Source organism: Paenibacillus sp. Y916 (genome assembly GCF_056786435.1).
The window spans coordinates 113,053-131,583 of record NZ_JBXCJA010000008.1 but is presented as its reverse complement, the minus strand read 5'-3'; the positions used below and the strand labels follow the sequence as shown (position 1 = coordinate 131,583).

Genomic DNA, 18,531 nt, shown 5'->3' with positions numbered 1-18,531 from the left:
ACATGCCCATGGGTGGAAGATCGAAAAGATGACTTTTCGAACTTCCTCTTTAATTGCGAGTTCAAAAAGTCAAATTTTCAGCACCGAGAAGATTGGATGAAGATAGGGAGTGAGGAGCGGAGCGTAGGCAGTACCTACGTGAGCACCGGAAAGACCGGCTGAATCCAATATTCGATGTCGAATACACTCCTTGCTATGCTTCGTGATCAAAAGATGACTTTTTGAACTTCCTCTATGTGAAATTATAACTTTTCTTGCTTTATCTTGTCTAGTAATACTGTACAACCAGCGTCCATTAACGCGTATACCTCTTCAAAATTCCCTGTAAAGTATGGATCAGGCACTTCGCGTAAAGTCTCATTAGGTAATAAATCCATATAACTAATAATCTGAGCGTCTTCTCCTCCTTTTACTTTTCGGAGGTTAGACAGATTGGATTGATCCATACATACGACATAGTCGAAATTTGTAAAGTCTTCGCTTGACACTTGTCTTGCGACCATCCCTTCGTAACTAATACTCCGTTCATCTAATAACTTCCTAGTTCCTTCATGTGGAGGATGACCAATATGCCAATCCCCTGTTCCTGCGGAATCCACTGTAATCCGTTCATCTAATCCATGGATCTTAATTTTATCACGCAGTACAGCTTCAGCCATTGGTGAACGACAGATGTTACCCAAACAAACAAATAGTACGTTAATCATACAATCCTCATCCTTTTTTTGAATTCTGCTTCCCTTTAATTGTACCAACAATACTTAACATTTGTACAACCCTGCAATCTCAATTATACTTATTCCTAGGTTTCTCACTGCATTTAGAAGATAACTACATTGGAGGATCAATAACATATATGATACAGAAAAGAGTAATTATTTTCTCAGGAGGTCAACTCTATCCAGAGTACTTGAATGAGATTAAAGAAGATGACTTCATTATAGGTGCAGATAAAGGCGCATTATTTCTAATACATAATCATATTCACCCTCATTTATCTGTCGGTGATTTCGACTCCATCACACTACAAGAACAAGAAATCGTTTCTTCATCAAATGGTACAATGATTGCCTGCGATGCTTTTGACAAGAATCTTACGGATACTGAATTGGCCTTTGAATTAGCGCTGGAACAACAGCCTACTTCTATTTTACTTGTCGGGGGAACAGGTACTCGTCTCGATCATACTCTAGCTAACATTCACTTGTTAAATAGAGCATTAGAACATCATGTCTCACTGGCTATACTAGACAACCACAATTATATTACAATGACCAATTCTACTATTGAAGTCAAAGATCTAGGTTATACCTTTGTATCTCTACTGCCCATGACATCTGAAGTAACAGGAATTACATTACAAGGTTTTGTCTATCCTTTAGATCATGCCACTTTACGTCAAGGACAATCCCTCGGAATCAGCAATCGGCTTTCTAGCAATATCGGAAACATTACTGTCGAATCTGGATCACTACTTGTTATTCAAAGCAAAGATTAATAACTACATTTTTGTAACTATTCTTAATCTATAAGATACAAGCCGATAACACCTACTATAACTGGGTATATCGGCTTTTTTGTTGTTTTTATATGAACTCTAGCAATCTAACATTAAATTCTAATTAAATTTTAATAAAGTGGCTCTAACCATTGATATATTCAATCTTTTATGCAAAACACTAAAAATTAGGAGGTTACAAAACTGTTATACTTGGTCTCGTACCCAGAACAACAACAATAGAAATCAACTAACGGAGGTATTACAATATGAAAAAACAGACATGGACACATAGATTAGCAGTCGTAGGAATTTGCTCATCATTAGCTCTTACAGCAGCGGTAACGGTGGCAAGTCCAGTAGTCGAAGCAGCAACCACATCAACGGCAGCAACAACCAAAGCCAACAACATCGCTAACTACGGTAAAACCTTTTTGAAAACTCCCTATAAATTTGGGGCTTCAACTTCAACGACTAAATACTTTGATTGCTCATCTTTAATGAAACGAATTTACGGTAAATTCGGAGTGAATCTACCTCGTACATCTGTTGCTCAATCCAAGATGGGGGTTGCCGTTTCCAAAGCTAATCTTAAAAAGGGAGATTTATTATTCTTCTCAACTGGAAGTAGAGCGAACGGAAAGAATGTAACTCATGTTGGTATGTATGTCGGAAATGGTAAAATGCTTCATACTTATGGTTCACCAGGTGTAATGTACACAGATATTAATAAGGCTCATTGGAAGAACACTTATTTAAAAGCACGTCGCGTTCTTTAGTATGTAATTGAATCTATCAAAACTTGATAAGAGTCACTTCATATTCAATATCTTATATTTCAACAGAGACGGCTATCGTTCTTGAAAAAGGCCAGCATAGCCGTTTCTTCTTTTTGCGCGTCCATTTTCACTCTGCAACTAACATATAGCCTATTCCACGTGAGGTTCGAATCATTTTATGGCGATGACCTTTATCAATCTTTAATCTCAAGTAACGTATATACACATCAACCACATTGGTCCCAAGCGAATAATCATATTTCCATACTAACTTCAGAATCTCTTCCCTACTACATACTTGATTCACATGTCTTGCTAAATACAGCAATAGATCATACTCTTTGGGTGTTAATTCAATACTCTGAGTATTACGCTTAACCCGACGACTTCTAGGATCAATATGAAGTTCACCTATCGTGATAGGTAGATCATTCTCATCATTTTTAATTTCTAGCAGATTAAATAGATTCCGTATTCGAACGAATACAATCTCCGTCTCAACAGGCTTCGTTATATATTCATTGGCTCCCGCAGCGAACCCCTCTACAATGTTCTCACTAAGCATCATGTTGGACAGAATCATGATCGGGAAGAAGCCCATCTTTGTTCGTAACTGCCTAATCACACTTAATTCATTCCCCGTACTTCCATAATCTAGTATTAACATATCAACCTCACAGATATCAACGTATTCCACTACCTCGTTATCATGACCTACCACGATCATTTCATATTTCTCTACCTTTAATGCTTCAATAATGGGTACAGCAGATTCGCCTTCATAATTCACGTAAAGGATCGTTTTATTCACAGATTCCCACCCATTTTCCGCTAAAATGACAACGCATATGACGCTATCCCCTTAGTTTTCTCCAAAAAGAAAAATCCATCCCTCAATATTGAGGGATGGATCGTCATGGATGTTCTCATTTCATTAACTGATTAATATTATGCGTTCTTGGAAGCCCACTCTTCTACATTCCATTCTTTCGTTACCCAGTCTGCATAGAACTCTGGTTCATGGGATACTAGAACAACGGTTCCTTTAAACTCAGTAAGCGCCCGCTTCAGTTCAGCTTTAGCAAGAATATCTAAATGGTTCGTAGGCTCATCGAATAGAATCCAGTTCGCTTCACGCATCATTAACTTACATATCCGAACTTTAGCTTGCTCTCCACCACTCAACATAGCTAATGGACGTGTAATATGGTCATTTTTGAGACCTACACGCGCTAAATGCGAACGTACTTCACTTTGAGTGAGTGATGAAAATTCATTCCACACGTCATCAAGAGGCGTGATTTTGCCAGCAATCGCTTCCTGCTCGAAGTATGCCGGTTGCAGATATTCACCTAGATATGTTCTACCGCTTAGCGTAGGTATTTTACCGAGAATGGTCTTGAGCAATGTAGACTTACCTACACCATTACAACCAACGATAGCAATTTTATCGCCACGTTCAATCAGCATACTCATCTTCGGAAGTAGAGGGTGAGTATAGCCAATTTCGAAATCAATCCCTTCGAACACGGTCTTAGCACTTGACCTAGATTCTTTGAAATGAAATGTTGGCTTGGTAGCTTCTTCAGGTTTTTCAATTCGATCCATCCGATCCAACTGCTTCTCACGACTCTTCGCCCGAGTAGAAGTTGAAGCACGTGCCTTATTACGATTAATAAACTCTTCTTGTTTCTTAATGTATTCCTGCTGTTTCTCATATGCATCGAAATGCTGATTCTTATTCATATCAGCCATCTCAAGGAATTTCTCATAATTCGCAGTGTATCTTGTTAATTTAGTAAATTCCAAATGATAAATAATATTCACGATTTGATTCATGAAGTCTGTATCATGTGAAATCAGCATAAAGGCATGCGGATAGTTCTTCAAATACTGTGTCAACCATTCAATATGTTCCACGTCCAAATAGTTCGTAGGCTCATCAAGTAGTAACACTGTCGGTTTCTCAAGCAATAACTTCGCAAGTAATACCTTCGTTCGCTGTCCACCACTTAAAGAAGCTACATCCCGATCTAAACCAATGGCTGTAAGCCCAAGACCTTGGCTCATCTCTTCAACTTTGACATCAAGCAAATAGAAATCACCAATTTCCAACTGTTCTTGGATGTCTCCCATTTGCTCTAGAAGTATTTCTAGCTCTTCTGGAGAAGCATCACCCATTTTGTTCGTAATCTCGTTCATTTCCTCTTCAAGTACCAATAGAGGTAAGAAAGCATCTTTGAGAACATCACGAACCGTTTTACCCGGTGTTAACTTCGTATGTTGATCCAAATAACCAAATTGAACTCGCGGAGTCCATTCCACTTTTCCGCTATCTCTGAGCAATGTACCCGTTAGGATGTTCATCAATGTCGATTTACCAACTCCATTGGCGCCTACAAAACCTACACGCTCCCCTTCCAACAATCGAAAAGAAACATCTTTAAACAACGTACGCCCACCAAAATTATGGGATAGATCCTCTACAGTTAATAAACTCATTTCTACTCTTTAACCCCTATCTATAATAAAAATCATTTGATTCCATATGTTTGACCGTCAAGACTTCATTATAACATAAATAGAGGGTGTGACGAAACTATCATTTCTTATTCATTTTACTTTGTTAATGTGTTCCATTTGGCGCGTAATCATCATACGAAGATTTATTTGCATCATAGAAAACGACATCGCCATCTTGCAAGATGAATTGAACACCATAAGGATCGGTAATGATTCGGTCTCGCACTCCATCTGTACCATCAAAGCCTTCCATATCCCACCACTGGTTATTTAACGGTCCATGGATATATTGCAGATGGGGTTTCTTTAAATCTGCGTTTCGAATCATTTCAATATTGAAATTGACAGAGATATAACCTTTACGTAAAAAGATCGGTGAAGCTTCATCTAGTCGATTCGATCTGCCATAAGCGGCCAAGTCGGTTCCTTTGGCAACGACATAGGCTGCAGCCGGTAAACTGTATTCTCCGTACCACTGTTGATTGGAAGCATTCGTTCTAGCTGGACTTGCACTTGCATTGTCGGGCCTGTTAAATGTGTTAATGAATGTACGTAATGGGGATGGAAGTATTTCAAATCCATATCCACCTACATACGTCTCTTCTTTTGCTCTTTTTTGGAATGCTGCTAAATACTGTGGCCTTGTGATCGACCAACCCGTATTCATATCATATATCGATCCGGCTGTGTTCACGATGTCAGCAACAGGAACATTGCGTAAGCGTTTATCAAGGATGATATTTCGACGATCTAAATCCGCAGCCGATCCGATCTTCACGAACTTTGCAGTGTCCGAATGGTAGTACAGATCAACTTCAATTCGTTTCGCAGGTGTTGAAGCATCGTTATCCTGGAAGTAAAAAGTCGGCGTGATCTGAATTGCATCCTTATCTTCACACTTGGAATCTATTTATTTCGATAACCGACTGTACAATCCAAAGGGATATACCCATTTACTGCTGCGTCCTTCTCTGAGGTGAATACCTCCTCAGTTGTAAAAGAAGACACGCAAGCATTTCGATAGTAATAGTATTTACGTCCGTTCGCGATAATCCCGTTGTATACAGGTTGTTTCACGACACGGCTACCTCCCAATGCGTAGTTGTTATAATATTTCTCTCCCATTGGAATTCCTTGTACGAATGCCAATACTCCGACATCATCAATTGTGTTATTCCATTCTTCTTGGCTTATGAGGGGAATCGTAAAGGTATATGCTACTCCGAGACGCTTGGAGAAATTGTTATATTGATTGATATAAAATTCAAGGTCTTGTTGTAGCAAGTTCACAATCGAGGTTCTACGTACTTGATCGAACGTATCGGAATTATGTAAGAGTGATATAGAAGTCTCTGAAGCAATTTCACTTCGAAAACCTTCAAACCATTTTTGATCTCCATTCCGGTTAACATTGACATAATCATCTAGTGTAAAGGCAAATGTATTTCCGTCTTGGTCCGCATAAGAATATGGTTTTTTAGGACTCCATACATGCTGGACTTCTTTCTCTCCCGAAGCATTACTATACTCATCCCAAGAATACACATAGTAGCCATCGTAGCCGACGATCATTAATGCTGGAACATAGTTCTTCAGCACACCTTGTCCATCTCGATCATTAAAAATATTGAAATTTAAATACAGCGTGTTGAAGAACGTTTGTACTGCTTCATCTTTATTGATTTTCACATTTTTTATCGTTTCATATTCCGTCTCATCTCGATGATGACCATTGCTTAACAACGCTTTGGCCGCATCTTGTGTCGCCGTATCAATTGCCCTGTTATATCGCATTTCGGTAATCAGGTTTTGGCGATGATGATCAAGATTAATATTATTGAACACAAAGTAAGGTAAAAGGATCAGAACAGAAAATATCGCAAGTTTAGTAATAGTCTTCATTGAGGACCATGCCTCCATATGGAATTACTATTGTTTCATTCGGGCTGTTGATACCCGCTGTAAGGAAGTCATTCATCAATGTTCCCATCGTTCGATTCGTATTTTTGACGGTCACATCGAAGAAGTCGCCGATTTTTAATTTATAAATCCGGGTAGGTGAATCTACAGGCTCACTTGAATTTATAGGAAATATTTTCTCATTGATTTGAGCATTAAAGAATTCCTCATAATGAACGTTGAATCCATCCTGGAACACACCATCATCACTGTACACAGGATCGTATCTCTTATGTCGATGAACCATTTGGATATCGTAGGTGTTCCCCGTTAAAGCCATTTGATCTACAAACTCTTTGTACATCGTAGGGGTCATATATCCCTTATCACGGACAGAATCCACAAAACGGGTAACTGAGTTGAGAACGACAACCTCAGAAATATCATCTTGTTTATTCAACGCACTGGATACAGGCCATATTAAGAGAAGAACAATCGCTATAATCGCAGCAAATACTTTTGCAACTGAATTGGACAAGATGAACATCCCCTCTAATTAAAACGTAACATCCTTAATACACCTTTAGAATCTCTTACATATGTAGGAGTATATTTTTTATTAAGATCAATAGCAGACACATTCAGTGTAGTTGGATCTAATGAACTGGAATAAATTAAACCATTCACTTCAATATCAACCCCAATCTCACTTATCGAATAAAGAGACTGCCTTACTTCAGCTCCGCTAACAGAATACTCCGTCGGTACCTTCAGAGTAGAATGCATATTTTTATCAGATAGCGTATTCATCTCGTACGTTTTCTGTATCGTATCCCCAGTCGTTATAAATAAGTATAAGGATACGGACAGAGACACAATGAACACAGAAACAGCAAAACTAAGACCAATGGCGTCAGATGCATTATTTTCAATATCGATTATAATCACCTTCTTTTATTGTTAGAAAGGAGATGTATCGTATACATCTCCTTTCATATATTGAATGAGTACTATTATTTCTGTTTGAAGGTAATACCACGAATGACATTGCTGTTATCCTTCACTACATTTGCTTCAAATTTACCGGATGGATTCACATAATCATTTTCGGATTCATTGCTAGCATGAGCAATAGTACCGGATGGCGCGGTTCCTTTAACAACAGATCCGTATCCGGGGTTTCCTGCTGGAGTTACAGTATCAATCGTTTGAAAGTACCATGAACCAAAATCGTTTTTACCTGTTTTAACTTCCACACCAAACTGACCTTTATCTTGAAACTTACGCAGAGCATTCAGCACCTGACTTCCTGATACCGTTGTGTTGTCATACACGGTAAAAGACGCTTGGGACATTTCAGTTTGAATATCAGCAAAGTTATTTTGTGCTGATTTGGTTGCTTCCTGTGCAGAGATAAACAGAACTACGACAATTGTGATCAAAGCAATGGTTAGAAAGATACCTGCAGATACTTTTAAAGCTGTTGAAGCGTTATTCATAATTTTTCCTCCTAAGTGTTTTTAATGGTGATCTTGTTTATAGTCTATTGATTTGATCGTAGTACACTCCCATTTGGGTAAAGCTCATATAAATCAATGGCAGTACTAAGTAGAGAAAAATAATGGCATACAGTGGTGCAAATCCAATCATTCTACCCCAACTAGCTTTTGAATCAATGGTTCGCTCGTAATTTTGTTTGCGCTGCTCATAATTGTAATTCCTCTCCGATTCGAGATCATCGAATGCTAGTTTAATAGGAATTCTTTCAACAGCTAACTGTAGACTTTCCACAGTCCTTACCAACGGTACAAAAGGTGCATCGTTCTTCAACTTTTCAAGTGCAGCATCTGCCCCACTCTCGAAGTTAATCACGCAGGTGTGAAGAGGTGCTTTAAATATGGAAGAGAATCGCTCCATCCATTCCAGAATGATCTCAACGGATACACGGTCAATTTCAGACAACATTGCAATAATAGTATGAAACTGATCCACTTCGTTTTGCATATCCATCGCTCTCATCTTCTTTTGGAAGATTAATATCCAATAAGGGATCTGGTATCCTGCCCAACCCATCCATACACAAATTAATATTTCCCACCATTTTAAATATTCAGAATCGATCTTCTGAACTTTTCGAATAATTCTCTCCACTGAAGAATTGAGAAGTGTATCGTTTGTAGCAACCTTCTGATCCAATTTCACCCCTTGAACAATACGTTCCTGTAACTGTTCTTTGCTCGCTCCCTTTACCTGCATAATGATGTTACTATCAAATTCAGTGAGGGATTGGGCATCCAGCAGGTCTTGATCTGACATTTTCCCAAATAAAGAACCGTTAGAAGTAGGCGCCTCCATCACATTTTTGATTGCAATGGAATGCATCGTTACAAAAGAGAACAACAACCCGAGTGCAAACACTAGGCTTAGTAAAAGACGGTGAAGAATATGCCAGTTCAGCGGATACCCAGCATTGGCATCTTTCAGCAACCTACTTATTTTGAAATATTCCGGTGAACTCTTAGTAGGTGTTAAACGAAATACTAACCAATCAACAATAGGTATTCGTAGAACTACTTTTTCCCATGGTCGCTTTCTCTCCACAGCAACATAAGTACCTTCTTGTTGATCTTGCATCTTTTTTAGCAATACATAAGAAAGCAATACTGTTGCAAAACAAACAATTTGAATAATAAAACCCATTTTGCTTGCATAAAACTCCTGCATAGCTGGAAACATCTTACCCGCCCATAATTGGATCGGCTTAGTGAAAATAATAGGTACTAATGCAATCACTGTAAGCCCCGAGAATAAATAATTGAGCTTAGATCGTTTTAGAATTTCTAAATTTATTTCCTCATTCAGTTTGTTTAAATTTTTCAAGTAAAGAGATCCTTCATCTACTTCCTTATCTCCAAACTCTTTCACTAGATAGGATAAACCGGCAAAAGATTTCAAAAATCGGTTCGGTGCAGAATGATAGTATTTCTCCAGTTTTTCCTCAGGACTTTCTCCATCATCTTTGATGATCTCATGGACCTTCCTTGCATGAAGACTTGCCTCAGAAGTTGTTGCATCAGCTGCTTCAATTAGAGCTTCTTCGATCATTCCGTATTGGTGATAGTGATAACGGATATCTTTATTAAGATCTCTCAGCTGTACTAGCAGACGATCTTCTACTCTATGAATAAAGGTATCGATCAACATGCCATTTACGACTAAGGCACTCAATAACAACATAAAAACAAAAGTGATATCTTGATTGATAAACAATAGAAGCAACACTGCTGCTGACATGATGCCCAGTGTTGAGAAAACAATCTTCATCGTCTCTCGGCGCATCGTCATTTCATCGTAAGAATGAATCGATTGCAATCTACGTCTTATTTTCAGAACGTATGCGCGAAGTATCGGCACCTTATAGTAGGCAAAGTATGAATCCTGCATTAAATGGTTAAATTTACTTTTCCAATTTGGTTTATTTGAACCCACAAGATCTTCATAACTTTTAAATACTTCACTGGAACCATTTCTATCGGCCCTTCTAGCCAAAAGCTTGACAATCATAAATAGGATGATACTAAGGGAAATAGAAAGTATTAATATGGTTAATGCAATAGCTTTCATATCCACATCTTCTACCCCCAGAATTCTTCCATAAATTGTTGAAAATCAACTTGTTCTGATGATGACATCAATTCCATCATTTCATGCCTATTTCTCTCTGAAATTGAATTTACGGCTATATACTCACCATTCCTATACTCAATGATATTAGATTCAGCAAATACTTTGCGATCTGTACTACGGTCATAATATTCGGTAGTGGCTTGATAGAAAGCTTGAACCCGTTCTTCAGCATTGCTGATGCTATCAAAGTCGACTTGTATGTTATTTTGCTCTAAAGGAATACACTCTGTAATGCGAGAAATATATCTACTTCCATCCGGATCTTTGGATAGATGGATATTAAAGTTGATGACTCGAACGACTTCCTCCTCCGCAATCCTTTCATCATTAAACACATTCGTTTTTAACAATGAATTGCGAAGTGAATAAATCAGATTCTGGAAAGTCTTCGCATGATGAGTGAAGATTGTAAATAAACTCGCAACTTGCGTCATTTGAATCATCCAAGCAGCCACTCGATCTGTCGCTACTTCCCCAAGTATATTTACAGTGCCATCTGTTTTCTTTTGCAGATCAAGACCATCTTGACCAGAGATCGTATCTGTTTCTCTAAAGGTCAGGATATTTCGTCGCTTGTAAATTTTCCGAAGATGTAATTCAAAGGACATTTCTTGTACGCGCAATGTATAAGTGGCGTTAATATACTTAACGAGAGCCATTAATAACGTCGTTTTCCCGCTCCCTTGTGAACCTGTAATTGCTGTTACTCTCCCTCCTTTGATCAGAACAATAAGAAGGTTGATAACTAGTTTGCGATTTCCGATGTTATTATTAATCAATTGATCTAATGTTGCACTTTGAGTATCAAATTTTCTGACAAAAAAGGCCCATGATTCAGCGAAAGGTGGCCGAACAACGACAATTCTAGACCCATCTTTCATTTCATTTACCTTAAATCCGTTATGTTCAGAAAGTTGACCAGGGTTTTTGTACTTGTAAATGTTCTGACATACACGGATTAATTCACTTTCAGAGCCAAAGCTTAGGAAGGATAGATGAATGGACTTCCCTTTGAAAAATATCCAAACACTATCATGCGCCATTACATGTTCATTTTTATTGATCTGGTCTGCAAAGTGGATCATGCCATCATCGGGATCAAGTTGATTCAGTGGCGTTCCAGATACCCCTCCGGATACGCCATCAATCCGCATATCACGAATTTCATCAATTACACTAAACCCTTTGAATTGTTGATAAATCCTTTGAACGATAATATAGAGCTTGTCTTCAAAATTAAGAGGAATAGATTCTTTTTGGTAGACCTCATCAATCTCCTCGGGGGTAATGATGTATGATTCAGATTCAGCATCTTTAAAAACATTTTTAAGTTCTGCCAGTCTATGCGTATCAATCCATTCAGTAAGTGCATTAAATCTATGTTTTTTCTTATAGTGGTATAACATAATCTCAAATTTGTCTTGATGTGATAACTCCCGTTTATTATCAAAGGGAATAACCCAGTTAATATTCTCTTCATTCAGGCTATAGTTCTTAAGAAATAAATCAAACATCGTTTCTTTCACGTACAGCTTGTCCTGTAGGTCCCCGTGCGTGCTACCCTTGAGTGACTTTTTGAGTAGTAGCATTTGGTTAGTACGTCGGATATACTCCTCTTCAGACAAACCTAAGTGTTCGAGATTCGTCTTTGTCATATCATCAAAGGCTGCTCTCATGTAGTCAATCATCCCACCAATCGTATATTTTTTGTCTAACTGATGGGGGTCAATACGTAATTGTCGGTTATCCGTAAGCTTAAAAAATACAACAATCCCTACAAGAAAAATAATGATGATTATGAAAGAAATATTGATTAAGGAGCCTAGACTCATTTCTTATTTAGGCCCCCTTCTCACTAAAAATCCTCGTATCAATATCGACCGCATCCATGATTCCCTTAGCCAGTTTTCTTACTTCGACCATGAATAAATAATTATCATGATTGGCTCTCACATTTTTATTTCTCAAGAAAAACTCGACTACTGATTTGTCATTACAAGCATCCAAAAAACTGGAAGTATGGGGAATGGTGAAGATCGGTGCTTCACATTTAAACAATCTTTTGATGTTTGCCGCCGTGTATTTGGATTTCCTATCATATTGCCCAAGAACGATAATATAATTCTTATCCATTAGGCAATCAGGAATTTCATTGAAGAACTCGGTCAACACATTGATATTTTGATTAAGGCTTACTACGACTAGGTCTGTCATAGACAAGACGGATTTAGTCAACATGTTCTTCGTTCCACTATTCACGTCTATGAATGATAAGTCGTAATACGATTTAGCAGCATTAAGAATAGAGCCTATGACTCCATTTACTGCTACGTACATTTCTTCTGAAGGCTTTGATGTTCCTACGATTAGATCTAATCTGTCTCGCAAAATAGGAATAGCGTAGTCTTTCACATTGGTAGGCTCGAGTCGATTACTTTTAGCTAATCTCTCAAGGGCATCGATTCCTACATTGGTATAATCCTGATTCACATCATAGTTAAGCTTTCTTTCCTTTAATAATGTACTTTCTAATGTAGACATTTCCCAATGAGTATGACTTATCAGTATTTTTGTTAAATACTCAATACCGATCAACATAGACACCGCGATCATATTACCAGTATTCCCCGTTTGTCCGTGACGATTGCTCCAAAATGCAACTTGTCCCATATCTATGACCTCCTCATTGCAATCTTCATAGCTACTTTCATGTCCTTAGCTTCTAGACCAGTAATTTCTTTACTAATCCGACGTACAACATGTTTATAATTCCTAGAGAGTTTGCGCATGTTTATTGTTCCGTTATGTTGATTATTGATTTTCGTCGCATAATCGATTTCGTCAAAGATGAGTTCGAAGGGTTCATCAGACCATCCCAGTGGTAAATTAGATAACACGGTTTCTAAGTAATCATCTGCGATATTGGAATCAACATTATTTACAATGATTTTTGAAAAGAGATCGATACTTGATTCTCTTTGTTCATCAAAAAGTGATTCCAATATGCCAACAGTCTTCTCAATGCTCCATTTCTCAGTAGTTGTAGCAACATATTTGTTCTCAATCTTTGTTAGATCATCTCCATTTAAAAAATTAGGAGTGCTGCAGTGTATAATGACATGATCATATCGAGTGTTATCAGATAACGATGTTTCCAATTCACTAAAAGTGGAATAGCCTGAACATACATCAAACCCACCGAACTCGATTAGTTTCATCTTCGGGTCTGGGATTGGTGTACCGTAATAGATAAATCTTTCTACCGTAGTATCGACAAGGAGTGTCTTTCGACCTGAACTTGTAATGACTTTACTTATATATTGAAGTAAGTCACTAATGTCTGATGCCCCCACAAATAAAGCATATTTCACTTAAAGTCTCCTCTCCTTATTTAATTAGTTGTTGTTCAAATACATCCATCTTTTCAGAGTTAGTCATAACTTGATGATCCGTCATATAATTGGGTTGAACGACCTCTTCTTTTGGAGTAAGATCCATATGATTGGTAGGTTGTTGCAATATCACACTGCCATTTTCTATCTTCATTTTGTCAATTTCATTCATTTTGGAAAGATTCAATTCTAAGTTTCTTCTAACTGACTTTTTCAGTTGCTCACTTGCTTTTACCAATACGTTAGGATCTGATTGAATCAAGTCAATAACTTGTAAATTCACTGGATAGTTCTCAATTGCCTTTTGCTGCATGAATGGGTCTACATAAGTAGTCGCATATAATTTTGCACTATTGAGGTAGGCGTCAACCGTTGCGCTGGACATGGCTAAAATTTCGGATTCATTGACGTTATACCATATGGTCGTTCCAGATACGTCATTGACTTTTTTCTTCGATAACACGATGAAATCTTCGCCTGTAGGAAAAGCTATACGGACATCAACATACTGTCCCTTTTGGATCTTTGTTGGTAAATCCATCACCATGTATTCTTGCACACGGAGATCATTTGGCGTTGCACCTTCTTCAAATACCATGGACTTAATTAAAGGTGTATTTAAACCTACATCTAGCTTTACTATTTTACCTATCAAGTCTTCCTTAGTTTGGACTATATTGGCCGGCGCTTCCGTCTCTGGTATCTGTATTATTTTTAGATCTTCCTCAGTCAATTTCACACCGGCAGATAGCTGCTTTGAAGTGACTATTACTTTTCTCATGATCGCTTGTTGATCTTGAAGTAAGGTCTCAACTTCTTTCAATTTAGTTTCATACTCAACTCGGAGCAATTTTTGATCATTTGCTTGTTGATTGATCATATATATTGCACCACCGGAGGCTACAATCCCCATGGTGATTGCCCCGACAAGCCCGGCAACTATAAGATTTTTAGTACGCTGCCTTATCTTCGACACAGATATACACCCCTTACTTAATGATTCACCCTACGCATCTAAATTAGCTTTTGCCTACGCTACGCTACGCTCCTTGCTCCTTTCTTCATACAATATCCCGAAGATGAAAATTTGATTTTTTCACTAAAGCACTCAGATCTAACTGCGCAATAATATCTCTAGATAAAGACCTAACGCTTTCATAGAATGAGAATGCCGGTTGTTGTTTATTCAAATGACGACTTCTGTGTATAAAAGGTAATACGGCCTTCATATTCCACGCATCAAGTAAGCCCGTTGAGTACGGAATCCCATGAATTGAGCCGTTAAATCCAAATCTTTTCTTTATATTCTGAATCGTACAGTAACAATCACCGTCATATCTTCCTATCGCAACAATATATGGTTTATCCTGTATTGCTGCAGGTAGCTGGTTACCAGAGAAAAACTTCTCCAGAGATTGAATATTTTGTGTCAGACTAACAACAATCAAGTCTGCAGCAGACAACAGTGCTCCGTCTCCCCTCAGATCCAGTTCTTCGTTCCCACATCCAGCATCCATAAGTACTAGGTCATAATATTCATTTGCACAGGAAAGAATGGTCGGTAATAATGATGTTCTATAACCAGGTAACGTTCCTTCCCTCTTCGCATTTCCAGCAACAAAATCTAATCTGTCAAACATTAAAGGAATGGTATAGTCACGAATATTTCCCTTGTTAAGTCTCCGATTTAAACATAATCGCTCTAATGCATCCATCCCACTATCTTTATTTGATATAAATGAATGATCTAAAACTACCTTCCCACTCTGAAACGCTCCCTCAATACGTTCACCTACTGCGCCCCCGTGACCTAGCAATAACCGCGCTCGATATTCCAAACCAATCATTGATGCAACAGAAACGGTATGCGCCGTGCTTCCACTCCCCCCCTGAAGAGGACTCCAAAATGCAACTGTACCCATAATGTTTCCTTTCCGCGTCTAAGACGCATGCTTTATGATATATTGGATATTCCACAAACGTTAGGAAAATAAACATGCATATGTTAACATCACCGGGAACCTACCCCAAAGCGAAACTTCTTCTTTTTCTTTAGTATGGGTATGTACCGGTGTAATACTTCGGACAGCACTTCATCCGTTTCTTCATCTATATCAAAAGGATCTTTATGCAACGGTAAACTATACACTTTCATGGAATCTATCTGCTTGCGAAGACGTTTCACTGCATCTGGTTCAGCTAGAGGCATACAATAGACCCATTTGTTCTGTCGATGTCGTGTTAAACTACTAATAGCCTCCTCCATATCTTGCATACGCCACTCTGAACCCCAACCTACAATAATTGGGATATCAGCACGTAGAAATTCTTCCAGTCCATCACTCTCTTGAAACGATCCCAAATCCAAAACGATATAATTGTAATTCTCACCTAATAATTCAATGATATTAGTTCTAGTACTCTGTCGATAATAATCGACACCTTCTACAGAGAAACAATGTTCTTTCTTATTCTCATAAACATTTCCTTCAACAATATGCTGGATTCTAGCAAATGCAGATGCATATCTATTCAATTCAACAATGGCTACGTTATTAAAATTTCTAGCTAAGTAATGAACGATGCTGATCGCTGTATGCGTAGTCCCTGCACCGCCACTCGCTCCCATTACAGCGATAACATAAGTTCCTTTATGTTCAGATTCAAGTCTCTGCTCTTGAACTCGTGATGCTCCTCCTACCATCAAAGCCTTTCTAACCTCACTTACCGATGGATAACGATCTTCAGGATATGTTTGCAACAATTTACGTAATACCGGGATCTTATCTCTAGGAAAGTCAGAGCGTATACAAGACTCTACCCCCTCACTCCATTCACTTCGGACCCCTTCTGTGGCGAGGTATAGGAGCAATGCCCCTAACCCATATAGATCAGATCTAGCATCACTTTGACCACTACCATACTGTTCAGGAGCTGCAAAACCAACAGTTCCAAGCTTCACAGTATCCTGGTCTTGTTCTTGTTTATAATTTCTAGCAATTCCAAAGTCAATAAGACGTAACTCCAATTGCGATGTCAGCATAATATTGGACGGTTTGAGATCACGGAATACAATAGGTGGTTTATGGTTATGTAGATATTCAAGTACATCAAGAGTTTGATCAGCTAATTGTAGAATGAAGTCACTCTTCAATTTTCTATTAAGACTATTGAAATACTTCTCTAATGTCACTCCATGAATATAATCCATAACCAAATAGGAATTTCCTTGCTCATTAGGTGGAAAAAAATCTACAATCCGCGGGAGTCGAGGATGACCCAAAGTCGTTAGTAACTCTGCTTCATCCCCAATATTGCTATACTGTTGTGGTGATGAGAAACACTCTTTCACCGCCCATTGCTTACCTGATAATTTCAGATCATCAGCTAAGTAAACATGACTCATCCCTCCCGATCCAATTATTTGCTGAATTAAATACCTTCCACCAACGATATGACCCTGACGCAGTAAAGATCGTTCGTTCATCATTTCACCTCCATTTCGCAACAAAAAAAGGAAAGCATCTAGAAAAGGAAAGATACGGTGATAACCGATTATCTTTGAACTCTTCGGGATACTTTCCCTATTCATATTGCTTGGTTAAATTTGGAACTAGCATAATACAAACATGTAGACTTGTAAAGTGATATTTTCACAATCTATAATTAATAACGTTTTACAACATTAATATTTAATCATGTGAAGTGTTATTTCGTCCCGATTATGGAACAGTTGCTTAGCATATTGTAATTGCATCTGGTTTTCTTCAAGCGAAGCTATCACTTCCTTGATTAAGGCCATCGGCTTTTTATGCATTAGCTTTACCGTCACTATGGCCGTCCCACCTGGGGATAGACAATACAGCAGGTCTTTCACAAGCTTAACCATTTGTTTAGGGCTCCAGCTCATATCACATACTAGTAGGTCGAATTGGTTATCACGAAAACGTACTTCTGAAGCATTCTTACGCATGATCTTAAGTTGCGGATGACCGACTAATGATTCGTGCATCTTGGCAGGATCTACAGCCGTCACATGAATGCCACGCTCAAGTAAGAACGAGGTCCAACCTCCAGGTGCAGCCCCGATGTCAAGTGCATGGCGAAAAGCAGTGAAATCAATTCCGAAGGACTTCTCTGCCTCCAACAATTTAAATTTAGCACGTGAAATCTGCCCTTCTTCCCGCTGAAAGCGAACCGCTCCACCGTTCCAATCGGAAAGATTATCCTGCGGAAGAGACACTCCTGCATAGATATGATCTGACGATACGAATACCGAAAGAATCCAATCTGCATCCTGAACAATGAACTCCGCATGAAGGTCTTGTAAATCCTCTAAGATTTGTTCTCGTAGCGCACCTGCACTTACTTCACTTAGGCTATGTTCAGATTTACGAACTTGCAGTGAAACCGTTGCACCCTGGAGCTCTTTCTTGTCCAATACATAGACCTTCAACTCTTTCAGTCCACTACCCAATTCTTCAGCAGATATCTCAATATCTACTGGCTGTATATGACGCACGAAGATTGGAGCTTGTTTGGCAATCATCGCTGCAACTTCATTCCATGTATAAGCCACGCTAACTAGAAATACCTCACCCGATACGAGGACGGTACTCTTAACACTGCCGAATAAACGCCGTAATTCTTCCTGAGCAAATGGAGCAAATCCATGATTGGCCGTACAAATAAACCGTGTTTGTTGTTCTTGTATTTCCTCTTCACTTACATTTACATTAAATTCATCCAAGTT

At 38.5% G+C, this 18,531-nt stretch carries 18 protein-coding genes; 2 read left to right on the top strand and 16 right to left on the bottom strand.

All coding sequences use genetic code 11. The features are described from left to right. Positions 1-242: 242 nt before the first annotated feature. Entirely contained in the window at positions 243-707 is a 465-nt protein-coding gene (locus AC1TO9_RS17140) for a low molecular weight protein-tyrosine-phosphatase (protein ID WP_482059952.1), read from the bottom strand. A 149-nt stretch (positions 708-856) separates the two neighbouring features. Between AC1TO9_RS17140 and AC1TO9_RS17135 the strand changes: the two genes are divergently transcribed. Together AC1TO9_RS17135 and AC1TO9_RS17130 are read left to right on the top strand one after the other, a co-directional pair. Then, positions 857-1,498 carry a thiamine diphosphokinase gene (locus AC1TO9_RS17135; RefSeq protein ID WP_482057138.1) on the top strand — a complete coding sequence of 214 codons (642 nt, stop codon included), beginning with the start codon at positions 857-859 and terminating at the stop codon, positions 1,496-1,498. A 269-nt stretch (positions 1,499-1,767) separates the two neighbouring features. Beyond that, positions 1,768-2,277, top strand: a complete 510-nt coding sequence (locus AC1TO9_RS17130; RefSeq protein ID WP_482059951.1) for a C40 family peptidase — start codon at positions 1,768-1,770, stop codon at positions 2,275-2,277. Positions 2,278-2,404: 127 nt separating this feature from the next. On the opposite strand, the gene AC1TO9_RS17125 is transcribed toward AC1TO9_RS17130, so the two are convergent. The 15 genes from AC1TO9_RS17125 to AC1TO9_RS17055 form a co-directional block, all read right to left on the bottom strand. Then, a complete protein-coding gene (locus AC1TO9_RS17125) occupies positions 2,405-3,088 on the bottom strand; it encodes a response regulator transcription factor (protein WP_482059950.1) in 684 nt (227 codons plus the stop codon). Positions 3,089-3,225: 137 nt separating this feature from the next. After that, the gene (locus AC1TO9_RS17120) at positions 3,226-4,779 is read right to left on the bottom strand and encodes an ABC-F family ATP-binding cassette domain-containing protein (RefSeq protein ID WP_482057141.1); all 1,554 of its coding nucleotides are present in this window, start codon (positions 4,777-4,779) and stop codon (positions 3,226-3,228) included. Between the two features lie 124 nt (positions 4,780-4,903). Continuing rightward, entirely contained in the window at positions 4,904-5,578 is a 675-nt protein-coding gene (locus AC1TO9_RS17115; protein ID WP_482059949.1) for a hypothetical protein, read from the bottom strand. Positions 5,579-5,706: 128 nt separating this feature from the next. Further along, positions 5,707-6,702 (bottom strand): hypothetical protein, encoded by a 996-nt coding sequence (locus AC1TO9_RS17110; protein ID WP_482059948.1) that lies wholly within the window; start codon positions 6,700-6,702, stop codon positions 5,707-5,709. Further along, the gene (locus AC1TO9_RS17105; protein ID WP_482057145.1) at positions 6,686-7,237 is read right to left on the bottom strand and encodes a hypothetical protein; all 552 of its coding nucleotides are present in this window, start codon (positions 7,235-7,237) and stop codon (positions 6,686-6,688) included. The genes AC1TO9_RS17110 and AC1TO9_RS17105 overlap by 17 nt, the downstream gene beginning before the upstream one ends. Before the next feature lie 14 nt (positions 7,238-7,251). Further along, entirely contained in the window at positions 7,252-7,647 is a 396-nt protein-coding gene (locus AC1TO9_RS17100) for a hypothetical protein (protein ID WP_482057146.1), read from the bottom strand. Between the two features lie 65 nt (positions 7,648-7,712). Then, positions 7,713-8,198, bottom strand: coding sequence for an ABC transporter permease (locus AC1TO9_RS17095; protein WP_482057147.1), 486 nt, complete (start codon positions 8,196-8,198; stop codon positions 7,713-7,715). A 37-nt stretch (positions 8,199-8,235) separates the two neighbouring features. Continuing rightward, positions 8,236-10,329 (bottom strand): hypothetical protein, encoded by a 2,094-nt coding sequence (locus tag AC1TO9_RS17090; RefSeq protein WP_482059947.1) that lies wholly within the window; start codon positions 10,327-10,329, stop codon positions 8,236-8,238. 5 nt (positions 10,330-10,334) lie between these two features. After that, positions 10,335-12,218, bottom strand: a complete 1,884-nt coding sequence (locus tag AC1TO9_RS17085; protein ID WP_482059946.1) for a pilus assembly protein CpaF — start codon at positions 12,216-12,218, stop codon at positions 10,335-10,337. A 7-nt stretch (positions 12,219-12,225) separates the two neighbouring features. After that, positions 12,226-13,056, bottom strand: a complete 831-nt coding sequence (locus AC1TO9_RS17080) for a CpaE/TadZ family protein (RefSeq protein ID WP_482059945.1) — start codon at positions 13,054-13,056, stop codon at positions 12,226-12,228. Positions 13,057-13,058: 2 nt separating this feature from the next. Beyond that, entirely contained in the window at positions 13,059-13,757 is a 699-nt protein-coding gene (locus tag AC1TO9_RS17075; protein ID WP_482057151.1) for a hypothetical protein, read from the bottom strand. A 16-nt stretch (positions 13,758-13,773) separates the two neighbouring features. After that, positions 13,774-14,754: an SAF domain-containing protein gene (locus AC1TO9_RS17070; protein WP_482057152.1), complete on the bottom strand. Its 981-nt coding sequence runs from the start codon at positions 14,752-14,754 to the stop codon at positions 13,774-13,776. Between the two features lie 85 nt (positions 14,755-14,839). Then, complete coding sequence (locus AC1TO9_RS17065) at positions 14,840-15,700, bottom strand: hypothetical protein (RefSeq protein ID WP_482059944.1); 861 nt, start codon at positions 15,698-15,700, stop codon at positions 14,840-14,842. Positions 15,701-15,789: 89 nt separating this feature from the next. Next, positions 15,790-17,268: a serine/threonine protein kinase gene (locus AC1TO9_RS17060; protein WP_482059943.1), complete on the bottom strand. Its 1,479-nt coding sequence runs from the start codon at positions 17,266-17,268 to the stop codon at positions 15,790-15,792. A gap of 195 nt (positions 17,269-17,463) precedes the next feature. Beyond that, positions 17,464-18,528 carry a 23S rRNA (cytidine(2498)-2'-O)-methyltransferase RlmM gene (locus AC1TO9_RS17055; RefSeq protein WP_482059942.1) on the bottom strand — a complete coding sequence of 355 codons (1,065 nt, stop codon included), beginning with the start codon at positions 18,526-18,528 and terminating at the stop codon, positions 17,464-17,466. Positions 18,529-18,531 lie beyond the last annotated feature (3 nt).

Bases quoted from the DNA above. Each gene is read 5' to 3' on its own strand.
- AC1TO9_RS17140 (WP_482059952.1), bottom strand. From the start codon at position 707: ATGATTAACGTACTATTTGTTTGTTTGGGTAACATCTGTCGTTCACCA.
- AC1TO9_RS17135 (WP_482057138.1), top strand. From the start codon at position 857: ATGATACAGAAAAGAGTAATTATTTTCTCAGGAGGTCAACTCTATCCA.
- AC1TO9_RS17130 (WP_482059951.1), top strand. From the start codon at position 1,768: ATGAAAAAACAGACATGGACACATAGATTAGCAGTCGTAGGAATTTGC.
- AC1TO9_RS17120 (WP_482057141.1), bottom strand. From the start codon at position 4,779: ATGAGTTTATTAACTGTAGAGGATCTATCCCATAATTTTGGTGGGCGT.
- AC1TO9_RS17110 (WP_482059948.1), bottom strand. From the start codon at position 6,702: ATGAAGACTATTACTAAACTTGCGATATTTTCTGTTCTGATCCTTTTA.
- AC1TO9_RS17095 (WP_482057147.1), bottom strand. From the start codon at position 8,198: ATGAATAACGCTTCAACAGCTTTAAAAGTATCTGCAGGTATCTTTCTA.
- AC1TO9_RS17085 (WP_482059946.1), bottom strand. From the start codon at position 12,218: ATGAGTCTAGGCTCCTTAATCAATATTTCTTTCATAATCATCATTATT.
- AC1TO9_RS17080 (WP_482059945.1), bottom strand. From the start codon at position 13,056: ATGGGACAAGTTGCATTTTGGAGCAATCGTCACGGACAAACGGGGAAT.
- AC1TO9_RS17065 (WP_482059944.1), bottom strand. From the start codon at position 15,700: ATGGGTACAGTTGCATTTTGGAGTCCTCTTCAGGGGGGGAGTGGAAGC.
- AC1TO9_RS17060 (WP_482059943.1), bottom strand. From the start codon at position 17,268: ATGATGAACGAACGATCTTTACTGCGTCAGGGTCATATCGTTGGTGGA.